Source organism: Pseudomonas sp. LF020 (assembly GCF_053456425.1).
The window spans coordinates 69,554-86,257 of sequence record NZ_JBRFIX010000002.1; the positions used below are offsets into that span (position 1 = coordinate 69,554).

General features: G+C 59.2%; 17 protein-coding genes. 10 read left to right on the forward strand and 7 right to left on the reverse strand.

Going from position 1 to position 16,704, the window contains the following annotated elements:
- Nucleotides 1–11: 11 nt before the first annotated feature.
- The 4 genes from ACU680_RS04515 to ACU680_RS04530 form a co-directional block, all read right to left on the reverse strand.
- Entirely contained in the window at nucleotides 12–401 is a 390-nt protein-coding gene (locus tag ACU680_RS04515; protein ID WP_448178753.1) for a hypothetical protein, read from the reverse strand.
- 115 nt (nucleotides 402–516) lie between these two features.
- On the reverse strand, nucleotides 517–858 hold the full coding sequence (locus tag ACU680_RS04520) for a hypothetical protein (protein ID WP_448178754.1): 342 nt from the start codon (nucleotides 856–858) through the stop codon (nucleotides 517–519).
- Entirely contained in the window at nucleotides 855–1,478 is a 624-nt protein-coding gene (locus tag ACU680_RS04525; RefSeq protein WP_448178755.1) for a lysozyme family protein, read from the reverse strand. Before ACU680_RS04525 ends, ACU680_RS04520 begins: the two co-directional genes overlap by 4 nt.
- 36 nt (nucleotides 1,479–1,514) lie before the next feature.
- Complete coding sequence (locus ACU680_RS04530; protein WP_448178756.1) at nucleotides 1,515–2,012, reverse strand: PAAR domain-containing protein; 498 nt, start codon at nucleotides 2,010–2,012, stop codon at nucleotides 1,515–1,517.
- 675 nt (nucleotides 2,013–2,687) lie between these two features.
- Between ACU680_RS04530 and ACU680_RS04535 the strand changes: the two genes are divergently transcribed.
- Nucleotides 2,688–3,047: a DUF6124 family protein gene (locus ACU680_RS04535; RefSeq protein WP_448178757.1), complete on the forward strand. Its 360-nt coding sequence runs from the start codon at nucleotides 2,688–2,690 to the stop codon at nucleotides 3,045–3,047.
- Between the two features lie 237 nt (nucleotides 3,048–3,284).
- Here ACU680_RS04535 and ACU680_RS04540 read toward each other — a convergent pair whose 3' ends face one another.
- The 3 genes from ACU680_RS04540 to gspI form a co-directional block, all read right to left on the reverse strand.
- Nucleotides 3,285–3,854: a LemA family protein gene (locus ACU680_RS04540; RefSeq protein WP_448178758.1), complete on the reverse strand. Its 570-nt coding sequence runs from the start codon at nucleotides 3,852–3,854 to the stop codon at nucleotides 3,285–3,287.
- A gap of 3 nt (nucleotides 3,855–3,857) precedes the next feature.
- Complete coding sequence (locus tag ACU680_RS04545) at nucleotides 3,858–4,967, reverse strand: hypothetical protein (RefSeq protein WP_400757864.1); 1,110 nt, start codon at nucleotides 4,965–4,967, stop codon at nucleotides 3,858–3,860.
- A gap of 540 nt (nucleotides 4,968–5,507) precedes the next feature.
- A complete protein-coding gene (gene gspI / locus ACU680_RS04550; protein WP_108592762.1) occupies nucleotides 5,508–5,882 on the reverse strand; it encodes a type II secretion system minor pseudopilin GspI in 375 nt (124 codons plus the stop codon).
- Between the two features lie 148 nt (nucleotides 5,883–6,030).
- On the opposite strand from gspI, the gene gspG reads away from it, so the two are divergent.
- The 9 genes from gspG (at nucleotide 6,031) to ACU680_RS04595 (ending at nucleotide 16,516) form a co-directional block, all read left to right on the forward strand.
- Entirely contained in the window at nucleotides 6,031–6,489 is a 459-nt protein-coding gene (gspG, locus tag ACU680_RS04555; RefSeq protein ID WP_086790965.1) for a type II secretion system major pseudopilin GspG, read from the forward strand.
- A gap of 8 nt (nucleotides 6,490–6,497) precedes the next feature.
- Nucleotides 6,498–7,451: a type II secretion system minor pseudopilin GspK gene (gspK, locus tag ACU680_RS04560; RefSeq protein ID WP_448178759.1), complete on the forward strand. Its 954-nt coding sequence runs from the start codon at nucleotides 6,498–6,500 to the stop codon at nucleotides 7,449–7,451.
- Nucleotides 7,448–8,632, forward strand: a complete 1,185-nt coding sequence (gene gspL / locus ACU680_RS04565) for a type II secretion system protein GspL (RefSeq protein WP_448178760.1) — start codon at nucleotides 7,448–7,450, stop codon at nucleotides 8,630–8,632. The genes gspK and gspL overlap by 4 nt, the downstream gene beginning before the upstream one ends.
- Entirely contained in the window at nucleotides 8,625–9,173 is a 549-nt protein-coding gene (gene gspM, locus ACU680_RS04570) for a type II secretion system protein GspM (RefSeq protein ID WP_448178761.1), read from the forward strand. Before gspL ends, gspM begins: the two co-directional genes overlap by 8 nt.
- Nucleotides 9,170–11,551, forward strand: a complete 2,382-nt coding sequence (gspD, locus tag ACU680_RS04575) for a type II secretion system secretin GspD (RefSeq protein ID WP_448178762.1) — start codon at nucleotides 9,170–9,172, stop codon at nucleotides 11,549–11,551. Before gspM ends, gspD begins: the two co-directional genes overlap by 4 nt.
- Entirely contained in the window at nucleotides 11,548–12,063 is a 516-nt protein-coding gene (locus ACU680_RS04580; protein ID WP_448178763.1) for a hypothetical protein, read from the forward strand. The genes gspD and ACU680_RS04580 overlap by 4 nt, the downstream gene beginning before the upstream one ends.
- A gap of 233 nt (nucleotides 12,064–12,296) precedes the next feature.
- A complete protein-coding gene (gene gspE, locus ACU680_RS04585; RefSeq protein WP_448178764.1) occupies nucleotides 12,297–13,703 on the forward strand; it encodes a type II secretion system ATPase GspE in 1,407 nt (468 codons plus the stop codon).
- Nucleotides 13,703–14,914 (forward strand): type II secretion system inner membrane protein GspF, encoded by a 1,212-nt coding sequence (gspF, locus tag ACU680_RS04590; protein WP_448178765.1) that lies wholly within the window; start codon nucleotides 13,703–13,705, stop codon nucleotides 14,912–14,914. Before gspE ends, gspF begins: the two co-directional genes overlap by 1 nt.
- Nucleotides 14,915–15,403: 489 nt before the next feature.
- Complete coding sequence (locus ACU680_RS04595) at nucleotides 15,404–16,516, forward strand: substrate-binding domain-containing protein (RefSeq protein ID WP_367084300.1); 1,113 nt, start codon at nucleotides 15,404–15,406, stop codon at nucleotides 16,514–16,516.
- Nucleotides 16,517–16,704: the final 188 nt, after the last annotated feature.

Genomic DNA, 16,704 nt, shown 5'->3' on the forward strand with positions numbered 1-16,704 from the left:
TCTTGGTGTGATTATTGAGTCGCTTCAGGGCATTCACGGGTCCATCGCGTTACCGTCATGTCATTAAATTGCTCACCGAGGGTATCGACGCGCAGGCACGTTCCTTTCTTCGCGTAGTGCAAGATGCAGCGCGAGCTATCGAATGAGCAGGTGTCCAGTTCGAAGAACTTGTGTGCAGCCAGTTCTTTCTCCACGCCACTGTATTCATAGCCATCGGTGGTATGCATCCGCGTCGGCTTCCAGTCTTGTTTGATTAGCTTGGCCCTGGCCGCCATCAAACGCTCACCGATGACAATGCCTATTGGTCCGTGCTTGTCGTTTGACGCCTGTGAGCCGTCGGCGAACGCTTCGCTGATACCCATGCAATAAACTGCGACAAGTACGAGGGTTGAAGCCGTCATTGGGCAGTCTCTCCCGCAGCTTTGTAGGTCGATAAAAAGTCCGGATACTCGGCGTAAGGTTGTTCTTGCCTGGACCTTCGGGAAGCGCCGCCCACCTTGTTGTCGATTTCTGGTTTCAATCCTTTTCAGGGCATTTGAAGTTCCAGGAATAAATTTTCATGTCTTTGACTTCTTCGCCCACAGTTCCTACACCTAAACAATCTCCATTCTTGATGTAGTTGAAGCTGCAGAAACGGACGCCCTCTGTGCAGGATTCGATTTCATTGAAACCTTTTCTTTGGATGACGCTTTCAACCCCGAATTCACCTGAGTAGGTCGGATTCGGCTTCCAGCCATTTTTGATCAAGGCCTTTCGGGCTTGCGTAAATGGCATTCCCTCTTTGATGGGAAGGTCTGCTGCGCTAGAAAATGAACTGACGCAACACAAAAGGCTGATGGCTAATATTTTTAGTTTCATTTAACAGTACCGCCAAAGCCCTTATATATTTTTTCTACTTCGTCGTACTCAGTATAAGGTTGGCCGGAAGGCTTCCCATTGATGGGTCGATTTGCCATGCCCGGCCCCATAGGCAACGCTTCCCATTTTTTTGATGCTTTTCCAACTGCAGTTTTTAAGTCGCCACCGATCAGCGGTTCGATAGCACTCACGTTGCGCAGGAGTTCAACGGCGATCAAGTCCTGCGTTCCGGGGCTGAAGTCAGATAGCCCCATTGCTTTGATGGAGAGTTCCGACCATGTGGCTTTCGTGATCTGGTACCTGCCAGAAGCTGTAGTTGAACCACCAAAACCTGGTCCTGGGTGAGTAGACTCATCGCTGAATGTCCACTTCCCGGATTTCCAGCCGGCTGCCCAACCATAGCCGAATTTCGCGTGATAATCGCCACCCTCGACTTGGGCCAACGTATCCAGAAAGGCCTGCACATTTTTATTCTTTAAGAACTCCGCATTCTCGGCACGCCTCTTTTGTTGCTTTGCGTCTACGGATACAGCTTTAGTGCTGGAGTCTTTGACAGGCGTCACCGTTCGGCTGGCTACAGATGACATTTTTCGGCCGTTTTTGCTAATGACTTCAGCCATGAGGGAAACTTCCGTTATTTACTTTGACATCCATTTTCAATCCTCCAAAAACAGCTGGATCGTTTCGGCGAGGTGCGAGCTGATTACGTGCGTATACCCCAATGAATCGCTGACACCGTGCTCGATGCTGCCGTCAGCACGCTGAATGGCGTAGTCAAGATTAGCCAGCGGCTCCCCTGACTCGTCGTCAATAAGCCTGAACTTGTCGCTGAAGTGCACGGGCATCGACGTCAGACCGCTGATAGGCGCTGATACGACGGTGTCGCCAATGATGACCGTGCCCGAGCCACCTACAACTACATTGCCGTGGCCACCGGTACTGCCTTGAGTCGCGGCATTCAGCCCATTGATAAAAACCGTAGAGCTGACCGCTCCAGTGATCGGGCTACCGCACGCGGATTTATCGGTCATACGAGCGGCGGGTAGACCGTCGAAATTGACATTGGGCGAGCCGCTGACAATTGGATTAGTGCCGTGCCCCGGGAGCGGGCAATTGGTGGGATCTGTGACGCGGGCTGCAGGTTTGCCACTCACGGGAAGTTCCTTTTCAAAGATTCAGATGTCCTTGGCCTGATTGGAATTGAAGTCGACATTCCGGCCACTGAGAAAGCACGTAGGGCAAGCGTTGGGGGGAGCTAGAAAATGCGTCCTGGGGGAGGAACGCGGAAATCTACCGCCCATGTACTTTTGCGTCGCACAGAATGCCTGAGGCAAAAGTTGCGCTCAACATTTCTTACAATTCTTTGATTGACTGTTTGTGAGTGGCTTCAGGCGAGTCGCTCGCAATGCCTTTGCGCCCCGACTGGGCTTACGCTCTGTCCGCAGGAATGCCGGTAATGGGGCGGATTTTTTAATTTGGGAGGTGCCGCAGTAAGGCCTCGATAAACGTCGTCGTTTAAAAAGACATCTCCAGACACTCTCCCAGGCTACATATCCTTGCGCCTTTGCCTACAGCTACGCCAGAATCCGCCGTCTTGTGCGCCTTAGGGGCGGGTTCTATTGTGGTTTGGTCGCTGAATGTTCAGTGACCGGGTTTAGCAGCTCGCCAATTTTCAAGGCACGCAGGTTCCGCCATGACGTTATGGTGGCTTTGCGTGGGGCACTTCGGTGCGCCGGGATCCTTGAGCCTGGTCTGCTAACCCGCGTAAAGCCGCCACCTCTTCGTTTAGCAGCGATGGCTGACGGCTCCATTTCTCAAGGAGCTTCACCATGATCAAACCTACACCCAGCCCGCCCGAAACCGCCTCGGTTTCCCCCTACGAATCCATCGACTCCAAAAAACTCCACGAAGCCGCCGACCGCGCCCTCGACCATTACCTCTGTCCTCCCGGGTCCACGCCGCCGCCACGTAAAACCCGTGGGATGTATGCCGTGACGGCGGACAACAAAACTGAAGAGCTGCTGGTCGATGCCAGTGAAACGCTCGCTTCAGCCAAAACCCTCGCGCAGAACATAGCCAGTTTGTTGCCGGTGTCGCAGCGTCACGCGCTGGCGGGGATTGCGCAGTTGATCATGCTCGGGGAGTTGGCGGTGAATCGGGCGCTGGATAATTTGCAGTTGCAGGGGTGATGTAGGTGTCGGGGACACTTGGTGATTGATCGGGTGTTCATTCTGGCGCCTTCGCGAGCAGGCTCGCTCCCACAGGGTTTGTGGTGGATGCGTAATTTGCGGACACCCAAAACCTGTAGGCGCTGCTGTGAACTTGCCCACAAGGTTATGGGTTGGGCACGGACATTCGTGTTCGGCTAAATGAGGGAGGTGGTCGACCATCACCCTCGCGGGTGATGGTTTGAAGCACTACAAGTGTTAGATATTCGGGGAGTAGGAGAAGCCTTGCGAAGCTTCGGTATCGGTGAACGGCGTCACACGCGGTTTCTTGTTGAACAGGCCGTTGACGACCGAGCCTGGGAACATCTCGATGGAGTTGTTGAACAGTTCGACGTTGCGGTTGTAGATGGTGATGGCTGCGCCTACGTTTTCTTGTTGTTCGGCAATTTCACGCATCATGTTGTTCGCCGCTTCCGATGCTTTCAGGTCAGGGTAAGCCTCAAAAGCAATGCGCAAGCCACCCATCAGTTCCCGCGAGGCGGTTTCAACGTTGGTGAGTGCGTTTCCGTTTGCGCCAGCAGGAAGGGCGTGAATGGCGCTGCGAAGGCCGGTGATTTTTTCGAGGAGGCTGGACTCAAAAACCATGAAGTCTGCGAGCACTTTTTGCAGTTGATCGAGAACTTTTGTCTTCTGGCGTTCGTAAACCAGGACGTCCGACCAGGCACGTTGTACCCCGTTATGTCGGGCGATGATGTCGTTGTAGATGCCCAACCCCACCAAAATGATGATTACGGCGATAACAGCGGAGAGTATGAGTGCAATGTCCATGGCTTACTTCTCTTTGCATTTATTTGGTGGAGAGGCGGTAAAGGTAAAGTTGTCATCGTGCAGCTCAGAGAGTGCGTGGCTCCATTGGAGCACAGACATCAGGCGCGGCAGTTCGACACCTGCAAAAATTTCTGCGTAAAACTCGTTGGGTGAAGCCAGCGAATATTCTGTGTCGAACGCGAGTAGGTCACTGCTCGCGAAGCTGAGGCAAAGCAAGCCATCGTCGGAGAACTCCAGGTTCGGACGATCGAGGATTTCAAATAATTTCAACAAATGCAGCACTGTCGAAGGTTTGATGAATTTCGCGCAGAGTATCTCGCTCTGCCCTGTCAAACAGAACGATTTATTAAAGTCCGGAGAAGCCGTGTCCATTGGCCATGAATAGTCGTTCTCTGATTGGTTATCGGATCTGACCGATATCCCGGTGACCCAGGGAAAGTCGAAAACCAGACTGTACCGGTCGTAATGGTCATACACCACTCGAGTCTCCGTACTGGTTTTGCCATCTTTGTCGGTCACCGTGACTTGCTCCTCCCGTTTGTTGACGTAGTGCAACTGGCGGTAGTGATAAGGGAGATCGCGCAGCTTGCCGGTAAACACGCCCTCTAACGACTCAACCAACTCGCGGCTGTAGTTGCCCCGGCGGTAGTCACCAAATTGCGTATCCAGTTCGTTGAGGGTGCAGTGCGAGTTTTCTTCCAGGAACATCAACTCGTTGTGGAAGTAGGAGGATAGTTCAGCAATTTCGCGGCTGAGCGATGGCAAGCGATCAGCCTTGGATTTCATCCATTTCATGCTCCCAATGGCGAACCCGATGCCTAGCACACCAGTGACTGCGCCGAACAAGCCAGGCTCAATTTGCAGACGGTGAAAAAAAGAAACCACGTGATAGGTGTCGATATAGCCAAAAAGGGCCACAGTGCCCGCAATCAATAACAGGCCGGTGCCGAAAAACCACCATGCACGTGTGAAATTGAACTTGAGCGGGCCATCGTACGAGGCGAACTCGTGGATCACGTTCAATAGGTCGGCGTTGGATTCAGCCCTGTCAATATTGGCTTCGCTCACAGTCAGCAACTCATTTAGTCGCGCGTTCTGCGAGGTGTTGGGCATGTAGATATCCATCAACGAGAGCAAGGTAGAAGTCTCACAACAGTATCGGGAAGCTCGAAGCAAGCGGCCCCAGGGGGCCCGAATTCAATTAGAAGATGGGCTGATTCAGGGAGACCTTGTGCGGAAGCAACGGCCCGGATTGAGGATTTGACTCTATTCATGATCTGTCAGAAACAATGAAAAGGAGTGGACAATACCATTGTCATGCGTTGACTGCTTCTGTCCGACATCATCCTCTGGAAATGATCGGGCATTCGACAGGTAATCATCGTTTAATGAGCGTATCGGCATCACTTGGTGGTTGATTTGGTGCCCATTCTGGCGCCTTCGCGGGCAAGCCCGCTCCCACAGGGTTTTATGTTGGTCGAAGATTTTTCGTACGACGTTGGAGACTGGGGGAGTTGGTCTGTCGGCGATGGTGTATGCGCCAATTCCGTTGCCTGAGATGTTTGTGTAGGAGCTGCCGGAGGCTGCGATCTTTTAGTTTTAAAAAACAAGATCAAAAGATCGTCCGAACGCGGCCCGAGCCTTCGGCAGCTCCTACAGGGGGCGATTCAATAGGGTTTCCAGGCGGGCCAGGGGCGGGGTGTCCTGGTTGCGGTTGAAGACCTGGATGCCGACCTTGAGTAATCGGCCATTCTCTGCCGCTGCGATTACCTGCTCACACCGCAACAACAACCGTCCCTGATCACAATCAACGGCTTTCACACCGGTCGGCAATCGACCTTCCAGTTGCAGTTCCGCCATGCGCGTTTGCGCCGCGATCATGGCAATCGAGCGATCACGCATAACTCCGCTGCTTTGGGTCATCAACCCGGCCACGCGCACGGCCGCCGACATCGCCACGGCAATGATCGCCAGCGCCACCAGCACTTCAATCAGGGTGAAACCCGCTTCTCGGGAACACGCGCGCATAAAAGGCCCAAAACCAAAACACAGCCCTCGACCCTAACCCGCGTCCTTGACGGCTTGACGACGAAAACTCCCGAGGATTTTCAACATCCCTGACATATCTTCTTGCAACACTGCGCGTCGAATCGAATCAAGCCAAGGGAATGTCGAGATGGATATCGCGCAGTTCAAACAGCCCGGACGACCGAGCCGGATGCCCCGTGGGCAGCAGGGTTTTACCCTGATCGAGATCATGGTGGTGGTGGTGATTCTCGGGATTCTGGCGGCGATGGTGGTGCCCAAGGTGCTCGACCGGCCGGATCAGGCGCGGGCCACGGCAGCCAGGCAGGACATCGGTGGTTTGATGCAGGCGCTGAAGTTGTATCGGCTCGATCACGGCACTTACCCGAGCATGACGCAGGGGCTGAAAGTGCTGGTGGAGCGGCCGGCGGATGCGAAGAACAGTAACTGGCGTTCGTACCTGGAGCGTTTGCCGAATGACCCGTGGGGTCGTCCTTATCAGTACCTCAACCCCGGCGCCAATGGCGAGATCGATATCTTTTCCCTCGGTGCCGACGGTCAGCCTGACGGCGACGGCGTGAATGCCGATATCGGTTCCTGGCAGCTGTAAGGCCGGCGATGAACAGCCAATCGAACCAGCAGGGGATGGCGATCATCAGTGCGCTGTTGATCGCGGCGGTGGTCGCGGTGATTGCGGCGGGGATGTTGACCCGGCAGAGCGTTTCGACTCGTGCGCTGGAGGCGGATCAGCAGCGGGTGCAGGGGCGGTGGGTGTTGCACGGTGGTCTGGAGATCAGCCGGCAATTGCTCTGGGATGCGCGGCAGCGTGATCCGTTGACCCGGCTCGATCAGCCGTGGGCGCAGCGTTTGAATGCGCACGGTTTCGAGGGGCGGCTGGAGGATGAGCAGGGCAAGTTCAACCTACGCAATCTGGTGGCCAACGAGCGTATCGATGAGGCGCAGGTGCAGGTGTTTCAGCGGCTTTGCGAGTTGATCGGCATCAGCGCCGGGTTGAGTCAGCGCATCAGTCAGCGGGTGATCGTCTCTTATCCGTATCTGTTGAATCCGCAGATTGCCGAAAACACCGCGAGCAAAAACGCCTTTGACAGTGGCCGTGCCACGTCGCCGAATGCGTCGCGCAAACCACAGAATCCGAAGTTGCCGATGCTGCGCAGCGTTGATGATCTGCGCAGCGTCGAGGGTGTGAATGAGGCGGTCATCGGCAAACTGGCGCCGTATCTCACGGTAATTCCGGCGACCACCTGGCTCAACGGCAATACCGCCACCGCGCCGGTGTTGGCCGCGTATGTGCCGGGGTTGTCGCTGGAGCGGGCGCAGGCGCTGATCAATGAGCGTGACGCCGGGCGCTGGTTCATCAACCGTGGCGATTTCGTCAACCGCTTGCGCATGCCGAATCTGGAGCTGACCAGCATCAAGGTTGGCATCACCAGTGACTGGTTTCGTCTGCGTGGCGAGGCGCGGCGGGATCAGCGTCGGGTCAGCCTCGATGCGTTGTTGCATCGCAGCGAGGATCGTTTGCCGCAAGTGATCTGGTCGCGGGTGGGCGTATGAGCCAGTTGCGTGTGAGTTTGCCGCCGCTGGCAGGGTTGAGTCTCGACAGTGAAATGGACTGCGCGTGGCTGGACCGTCAGGGGCAGGTCGTTCGTGAACAGCGCCAGACCTTTAGCCAACTGGGGCAGTCAGCGAAGCAGCCAGCGCTGAGCGGTTTTCTGCACCCGGCGGACAGCCTATTGGCGAGCATCGAATTGCCGCCGTTGCCAGCGAACAAGACCGCAGCGGCGGTGCAATGCGCGGCGCAGGCTTTGATGCTCGGTGACTGCAATGACATGCACATCGCTCACAGTTCGCGGGATGAAGCGGGGCAGGTGCAGATTGCCTGGGCGCCGCGTCAGCGTTTGCAGCATCTGGGGCAACTGCTGAAGCAGGCCGGTCTGAATCTGCGCGGTCTATACCCGGCGGCGTACCGCTTGCCGGTGCTGCCGGGCACGGTGGCCTGTCGGCAGGACGGCCATTTGTTGCTGCGCGAAAGCGTGCAGGTGGCGCGGGTGCAGCCGCTGTTCGACGAGGAGATTGGCGATTGGCTGTTGAGCTGCGGCACGCCGCTGCACTGGATCGGTTCGACGCCACCGCCGGATGCGCAATTGCCGATGGCCGAGGCGCAACGCTGGACCGGGCCGCTACCCGGTTGGGGCTTGCAGGGCGCGGTGCAACAGCAGCGCAGCGAGCATCGCGGTTGGGGCCGGGCGTTGGGGCTTTGCGCCTTGGCGGTGGCGGTGTGGGTCATCGGCTTGAACCTGTATGCCGCCCGCGAAGCCAGCCAGGGCCAGCAGCTCAAGGCACAGATGGCGCTGCGGGTGAAGCAGGCCTTTCCCGAGTTGCCGGTGATCCTCAATCCGCTGCAGCAGGCGCGTCAGCAATTGGCGGCGCGGCAGAAGGGTGCGGCGGAGGATCCAGCGCAGCCGTTCAATCGGCTGGTGTTGCAGGCCGGCAGTGGCATGCCGTTCATGGCCGGCACGGTCGAGCGCCTGACGTTTGTCGATGACACCTTGCAGTTGAGTCTGCTGGCCGATGCCCGGCGCAGCGCCAATGACAAGGACAAGGATTGGCAGAGCGCATTGGCCCAGGTCGGGATCAGTGCGACGGCTGATGATGAAGGCTGGCTGCTGCGACCGAGCGACGAAGTCACCACCCCCGACGAAAGCGCTGACGACAGCGGAGCAGAAGATGAATAAGGCATCGCTCGCGGTGTACCGCGCCCGTTGGCAGCGTTTCAGCACGCAGCTTCAAGTCCGCTGGCAAGCGTTGGCCCTGCGCGAAAAACGTATGGTCGGCGGCATGGCGGTGGTGCTGCTGTCGCTGTTGGTGTGGGTCGCATTGATTCAGCCGCCTCTGAAAAAAATCACTTATTGGCAAAGCGAAACCCCGAAGTTACGCGCGCAGACCGAAGCGCTGGAAGTGCTGTTGCGCGAAGTCAGCGTGCGCCCCGAAGGGCAAAGTCTGGCGCAGTCTCTTGAGCATACGCTGCAGGCCAGCGGTCTGGCCGGGCATTACCAATTACAGGCCGGGGAGGCCGGCGCTTGGCAGCTGACGTTCGATGCGGCGCCAGCCGACGCAGTGCTCGATTGGCTGCTGAGCACCCCGGCACAACTTTCTCTGCAAGTAGTCGAGGCCCGTCTGCAACGCGCCGACAACGCTTCGACCGAAGTCACTGCCGGCACATTGTCAGGCACCGTTCGCATGGATCAGGCGCTGGGCGCTAAGGAAGCTTCATGAAGGGGTCAGGATCCAAACCGGCGCGCATGGCGTTGCCGATGCTGCTGATGGCATTGAGCGCGTGCAGCAACACCACCACGCCGCCGAACCAGCCGCCGTTGCTGGTGGACAGCGAACTCGGTCGGCCACTGGCCAACACCCAACGCAGCGGCGATGCGCTGCTCGATCGGCAACGCGCCCAGGCACAAACCGCGCCGCAACCACGGCAGATGCACAACATTACCGAACGCGCACGCAGTGGCGGCGCCCCACGCGGCAGCACACTGCCGAGCAATCCGCTGGGCGATCAGCCGGTGACGCTGAATTTTGTCGACGCCGATATTCAAGCGGTGGTGCGCGCGTTGTCGCGTTCCACCGGCCAGCAGTTTCTGGTCGATCCTCGGGTCAAGGGCAGCCTGACGCTGGTCTCGGAAGGGCAGGTGCCGGCGCGCCAGGCTTATGACATGTTGCTCGCGGCGTTGCGCATGCAGGGTTTCAGCGTGGTCGATGTCGGTGGCGTCGCCCAAGTGGTGCCGGAAGCCGATGCGAAACTGCTCGGCGGGCCGATCTACAGCCCGGACAAACCCGCCGGCAACGGCATGCTCACCCGCACCTTTCGCCTGCAATACGAGAACGCGGTGAACCTGATTCCGGTGCTGCGCCCGATCGTGTCGCCGAACAATCCGATCAATGCCTACCCCGGCAATAACACCATCGTCGTCACTGATTACGCCGAGAACCTGACCCGCGTCGCCCAGTTGATCCAGACCATCGACACGCCGAGCGCGATCGACACCGACGTGGTGCAGATCCTGAACGGCATCGCCGCCGACATCGCGCCGATGGTCGCGGATCTGCTCGACGCGCCGGGCAACGATCCGACGCAGAAAATCGCGGTGATCGGCGACCCGCGTTCCAACACCATCATCATCCGCGCCGGCAGCCCCGAGCGCACCGAGCTGGCGCGCAATCTGATCTACAAACTCGACAACGCGCAGAGCAATCCGAGCAACCTGCACGTGGTTTATTTGCGTAACGCGCAGGCGGCGAAACTGGCGCAAGCGTTGCGTGGGTTGTTGACCGGCGAGAGCGACAGCGGCACCAGCGACAGTGCGCGCTCGGTGCTCAGTGCCATGGGCAGCAACGGCAACAACAATGGCGGTTCGAGTGCGCAGAGCGGCACGCAAACAGGTGGCAACACCTCGACCACGTCGAGCACCGGCAGCACCGGCGGCAGTTACGCGCAGGGCAGCAGTTCGACCGGCAGCGGCGGCAGTCAGGCCAGTGAGCAGAACGTCGCGTTCAGCGCGGGCGGGGTGACGATTCAGGCTGACGCCACCACCAACACCTTGCTGATTTCCGCGCCGGAGCCGTTGTATCGCAACCTGCGCGAGGTGATCGACCTGCTCGACCAGCGCCGCGCGCAAGTGGTGATCGAGAGCCTGATTGTTGAGGTCGGCGAGGACGATGCCAGCGAATTCGGTGTGCAGTGGCAGACCGGCAATCTCGGCGGTAAAGGCGTGATCGGTGGGGCGAATCTTGGCGGTTCGGGGATCAATCTCAATGGCAAGACCAGTCTCGATGTGCTGCCCCAGGGTTTGAACCTCGGCTACGTCAACGGCACCGTCGATATCCCCGGCATCGGCAAGATTCTCGACCTCAAAGTGTTGGCCCGGGCGCTGAAGAGCAAGGGCGGCACCAACGTGTTGTCGACGCCGAACCTGCTGACCCTCGATAACGAGGCAGCGAGCATTTTTGTCGGCCAGACCATTCCGTTTGTCAGCGGCAGCTATGTCACCGGGGGCGGGGGGACGAGCAACAACCCGTTCCAGACCGTGACCCGGGAAGAGGTGGGGTTGAAGCTGAATGTGCGGCCACAGATTTCCGAGGGCGGCACGGTCAAGCTCGATATCTATCAGGAAGTCAGCAGCATCGACGAGCGCGCGTCGGCCAGTGCGGCGTCGGCGGGGATCGTGACTAACAAACGTGCGATTGATACCAGCATCCTGCTCGACGACGGGCAGATCATGGTCCTCGGCGGCTTGCTGCAGGACGGCTACAGCCAGAGCAACGAAGCGGTGCCATGGCTGGGGACGCTGCCGGGGATCGGCGCGCTGTTTCGCAACGAGCGCCGGGCGATCACCAAGACCAACCTGATGGTATTCCTGCGCCCGTACATCATCCGCGACAGCGAAGCGGGGCGCAGCATCACCCTCAACCGCTACGACTTCATGCGCCGCGCCCAGGGCGGCCTGCAACCGGAACGCAGCTGGGCAATGCCGGACATGCAGGCGCCGCAGTTGCCGACGGCGGCGCAGGGGGTGCCGGCGGTGGTGCCGGGGACGGGACCGAGGGCGACGATCAAGGCTGTGCCGATTGAAGGGAGCACGCGCTTTTGAACAGCATGATGACTGTGGCGAGGGAGCTTGCTCCCGCTCGGGTGCGAAGCGCCCGCAAGTCCGACATGCAAGGTGTGTCTGCGGGAATGGGGTTGCAGGGTTTGGGTCTGCTGCGCAGCCCAGCGGGAGCAAGCTCCCTCGCCACAGGAATGGGGAACGACACCGAACCTGTAGGAGCTGCCGAAGGCTGCGATCTTTTGCTTTGGCTTTTTTCAATGTCGCTGAAGATCAAGATCAAAAGATCGCAGCCTGCGGCAGCTCCTACGCTTTTGAATCCGACCCTCAATCTGAGAAGTAAACCTGTGGTGAGGGGATTTATCCCCGATGGGCTGCGCAGCAGCCCTAAAGCCAATGCACGCGGTGAGTCAGATGTATTCGGATGTCAGGTTTCGGGGCTGCTGCGCAGCCCATCGGGGATAAATCCCCTCACCACAAGAAATCCGCTCTCCATAAGAAATCCCCTCACCACAGGAACACCTCCAGGCAGAGAGATTGGGGAGGTTTTGATATGAGTTCGCTTCCCTGCGCCTGGGCCAAGGCCATGAACTCGGCCCGCAAGCTGAAAAACATTCCTGTGGCGAGGGAGCTTGCTCCCGCTGGGCTGCGCAGCAGACCCAAAACCTGCTACCTCATTCTTCCAGATATACCCTGCATGCCGGATTTACGGGAGCTTCGCCCCCGAGCGGGAGCAAGCTCCCTCGCCACAAAAACATGTCTAGACCCTAGAGTTGGGGAGGGGTTATAGATGAGTTCACTTCCCTACGCCTGGGCCAAGGCCCAGCGCATTCTGTTGTGCGACGGCGTGCTGACGGTGTGCCCATCGACGCCCGGCTGGTCGATCAGCGAGGTACGCCGACAGTTTGGTGAGACGTCGCTCAAGCGCGTGCGCGACGACGAACTCGATGGCCTGCTTGCCACAGCCTACGCGGATACCGGCAGTGCGGCGGCGGTAGTTGGTGCAGCAGAAAACGAAGTCGACCTCGACCGCCTGATGCAGGACATGCCGGAAATCACCGACCTGCTCGACACCCAGGACGGTGCGCCGGTGATCCGTATGATCAACGCCTTGCTCACCCAGGCCGCCCGCGATGAGGCCAGCGACATTCATATCGAACCGTTCGAAACCCATTCGGTGGTGCGCTACCGGGTCGACGGCACGCTGCGTGATGTGGTCTCGCCGCGCAAGGCGTTGCACGGCGCGCTGGTGTCGCGGATCAAGATCATGGCCCAGCTCGACATCGCCGAAAAACGCTTGCCACAGGACGGCCGCATCGCGCTACGTGTGGCCGGGCGACCGATCGATATTCGCGTGTCGACCGTGCCCACCGGGCATGGCGAGCGGGTGGTGATGCGCTTGCTCGACAAACAGGCCGGGCGTCTGCATCTGGAAACCCTGGGCATGGACGCGCAGGTGCTGGCCAGACTCGATCACCTGATCCGCCAGCCCCACGGCATCGTGCTGGTCACCGGCCCCACCGGCAGCGGCAAGACCACCAGCCTCTATGCCGCGCTGGCGCGACTGGATGCCAGCACCAGCAACATCCTCACCGTCGAAGACCCGGTGGAATACGACCTACCGGGGATCAGCCAGATTCAGGTCAACGCCAAGATCGACATGACCTTCGCCCTGGCGCTGCGGGCAATCCTGCGGCAAGACCCGGACATCATCATGATTGGCGAGATCCGCGATCTGGAAACTGCACAAATCGCCGTGCAGGCTTCGCTCACCGGGCACCTGGTGCTGGCGACGCTGCACACCAACGACGCGGTCTCGGCGGTCAACCGCTTGATCGACATGGGCGTCGAGCCGTTCTTGCTCGCGTCGTCGATGCTCGGCGTACTGGCGCAACGGCTGGTGCGACGGCTGTGCAATCAGTGCAAGCAGGAAGACCCGGCGACACCCGGCACTTGGCGCCCGGTCGGTTGCGCGGCGTGTAATCACACCGGCTACAGCGGCCGCACCGGCATCCACGAATTGTTCTGCATCGACGACGACATCCGCACCCTGATTCACCAGGGGGCAGGGGAGCAGGCTTTGCGTGCGGCAGCGGCGAAGGCCGGGATGTTCAGCCTGCGCGAGGACGGTGAGCGCTGGATTCGCAGCGGTGCCACCGCCCCTGAAGAAATCCTCCGTGTGACCCGGGACGCCTGATGAATCGCTATCGTTTTGAAGCCGCCGACGCTACCGGCAAGATCGAGTCCGGGCACCTGGAGGCGGACAGCCAGGGCGCGGCGTTCGGCGTGTTGCGCAGCCGTGGTTTGACCGCGTTGTCGGTGCACAAGGAAAGCAACGTCGCCCAGCATGGCGGCGGTGGTCTGTTCAGTGCGCGTATGTCGGATAACGATCTGGCCTGGGCCACGCGACAACTGGCGAGCCTGCTCGGCGCCAGTCTGCCGCTGGAAGCAGCGCTCAGCGCGACGGTGGAGCAGGCCGAGAAAAAACACATCGCCCACACCCTCAGTGCGGTACGCGCCGATGTGCGCAGCGGCATGCGTCTGGCGGAATCGCTGGCCGCGCGGCCACGGGATTTTCCGGAGATCTACCGCGCGTTGATCGCTGCGGGGGAGGAGTCCGGTGATCTGGCGCAGGTCATGGAGCGGCTGGCGGATTACATCGAGGAGCGCAACAACCTGCGCGGCAAGATCCTCACCGCGTTTATCTATCCCGGTGTGGTCGGGTTGGTGTCGATCGGCATCGTGATTTTCCTGCTCAGTTATGTGGTGCCGCAGGTGGTCAGCGCGTTTTCCCAGGCGCGGCAGGATCTGCCGGGACTGACCTTGGCGATGCTGACGGCCAGTGATTTCATTCGGGCGTGGGGTTGGTTGTGTGCGGCGGTGATGGCTGGCGCTTTCTGGTGCTGGCGCCTGTATTTACGCAACCCGGCGGCGCGTTTGAGTTGGCATCATCGGGTGCTGAAGTTGCCGCTGATCGGGCGTTTCATCCTCGGGCTGAACACGGCGCGTTTCGCCTCGACTCTGGCGATTCTCGGCGGTGCCGGGGTGCCGTTGTTGCGGGCGCTGGAGGCGGCGCGGCAGACGTTATCCAATGATCGACTCAGCCTGAGCGTCAGCGACGCCACGGCCAAGGTTCGCGAAGGGGTGAACCTCGCGGCGGCGTTGCGGGTGGAGAACGTATTTCCGCCGGTGCTGATTCACCTGATCGCCAGCGGCGAGAAAACCGGCGCGCTGCCGCCGATGCTCGAACGGGCGGCGCAGACCCTGTCGCGGGATATCGAACGGCGGGCAATGGGCATGACCGCGTTGCTCGAACCGCTGATGATTGTGGTGATGGGCGGGGTGGTGCTGGTGATTGTGATGGCGGTGTTGTTGCCGATCATTGAGATCAACCAGTTGGTGCAGTAGCTGCGATTGATGTTGTCTGCCCGGGCCCCATCGCTGGCAAGCCAGCTCCCACAGGGGGCAGTGTTGTTAATGCGATCTGTGTCACAACATCAATACCTGTGGGAGCTGGCTTGCCAGCGATAGGGCCATGCAGAACAACAAATAATTCAGACTTTTTTCCAAGGCTTCAGCATCACCCGAGTCAGGTTTCCCCCATCCTCGGGTTCTCCTTTCTGTCATCTGCAACCACCCCGCAACGGCTGCAGCCAATTTCAGCCAAACCCACGATCCAGACCCCTCGCCATCCCCCGCAAACACCCGAGAAAACCCGCTGAAAAACCCTACGCAGCTCCCGAGGTTTTTTCCTTTATCTGTCACCGGAAACTGCGAATTTCTCAGTGCGACTTAACCACGGACCCCGCTTGCGAAGGTCAGCGGTGAGTCTTCCCAGTGTCATGCAAGACCCCTGAAAACCTGTGTTCACACCCATCGTTGAAAAGGAGATTCTTCATGTTCAAGCGCACTCTGATCGCCGCTTCCCTGACCGTCGCCGCCCTGGCTTCCGCTCAAGCCATGGCCGTTACCGGTGGTGGCGCCACTCTGCCAGCCGCTCTGTACAAAGGTTCGGCCGACAGCATCCTGCCAGCCAACTTCAGCTACGCCGCCGTGGGCAGCGGGGCCGGCAAGATTGCTTTCCTGACCAACAACCCGGCCGGCTTCAGCACCACCGGCACCGTGCATTTCGCCGGTAGCGATTCGATCCTCAGCGCTTCGGAAATCAGCACCTACAACACCACCTACGGCGCTTCGTACGGCCCGCTGATTCAACTGCCTTCGGTGGCCACTTCGGTTGCCATCCCGTACAAAAAAGCCGGCCAGACCGCTCTGAACCTGACCAGCGCTCAGCTGTGCGACGCTTTCTCCGGTGCCAAAACCACGTGGGGCCAGTTGCTCGGCACGACCGACACCACGCCGATTCGCGTTGTTTACCGCAACGTTTCCAGCGGCACTTCGGAAATCCTCAGCCGTCACTTGAACTCGGTTTGCCCGACTCAGTTCGCTACCAACTCGACCTTCACCAACGCGCGTCTGCCAGCCGGTTCGGCGCTGCCGTCGAACTGGGTTGGCGTCGCCAACACGTCCGATGTCGCCACTACTGTGAACGCGGTTGACGGCTCGATCGGTTATGTCGGTCCGGACGGTGTCGACGCTACCAGCAACGCTGTCGTTGCTCGCGTCAACGGTGTTCAGCCAACTTCGCTCAACGTCACCCTGGCACTGTCGTCGGTGTCGGCTCCTTCGACCCCGGCCCAGGCTGCAAACCCTGCCAACTGGTCGCCAGTGGTGGCTAACCCGGCTTCGGGTTACAAGCTGGCTGCCTACACCAACTTCATTTTCGGTCAGTGCTACAAGGATGCAACCGTGGCCGCAGCCGTCAAAGCCTTCCTGACTCAGCACTACAGCAATCCGGGCAACAACACTGCGACTCAGGCCCACAAGTTCGTCGCCGTGCCTAACGCCTGGAAAACCGCTGTAACCGCCAACTTCATCACCAACACCTCGGGCAACAACCTGGACATCAACAACGCCAGCGTCTGCAACGCTATCGGTCGTCCTTTGTAAGCTCGCGCGGTCGTAACAGCGATGACGGCGACCTTCGGGTTGCCGTCATTTTTTTTGGCTCGGATACACGCCCAACATGAAGTTTGTGTGACATCCGTTCGGTCGCGCCTTCCGCCAACTGCCTATGTCGTAACAGCAGGTATTTGCGCGCCTGCGGCCATATGTGGCAATCAAAAAAGGATCTCGTA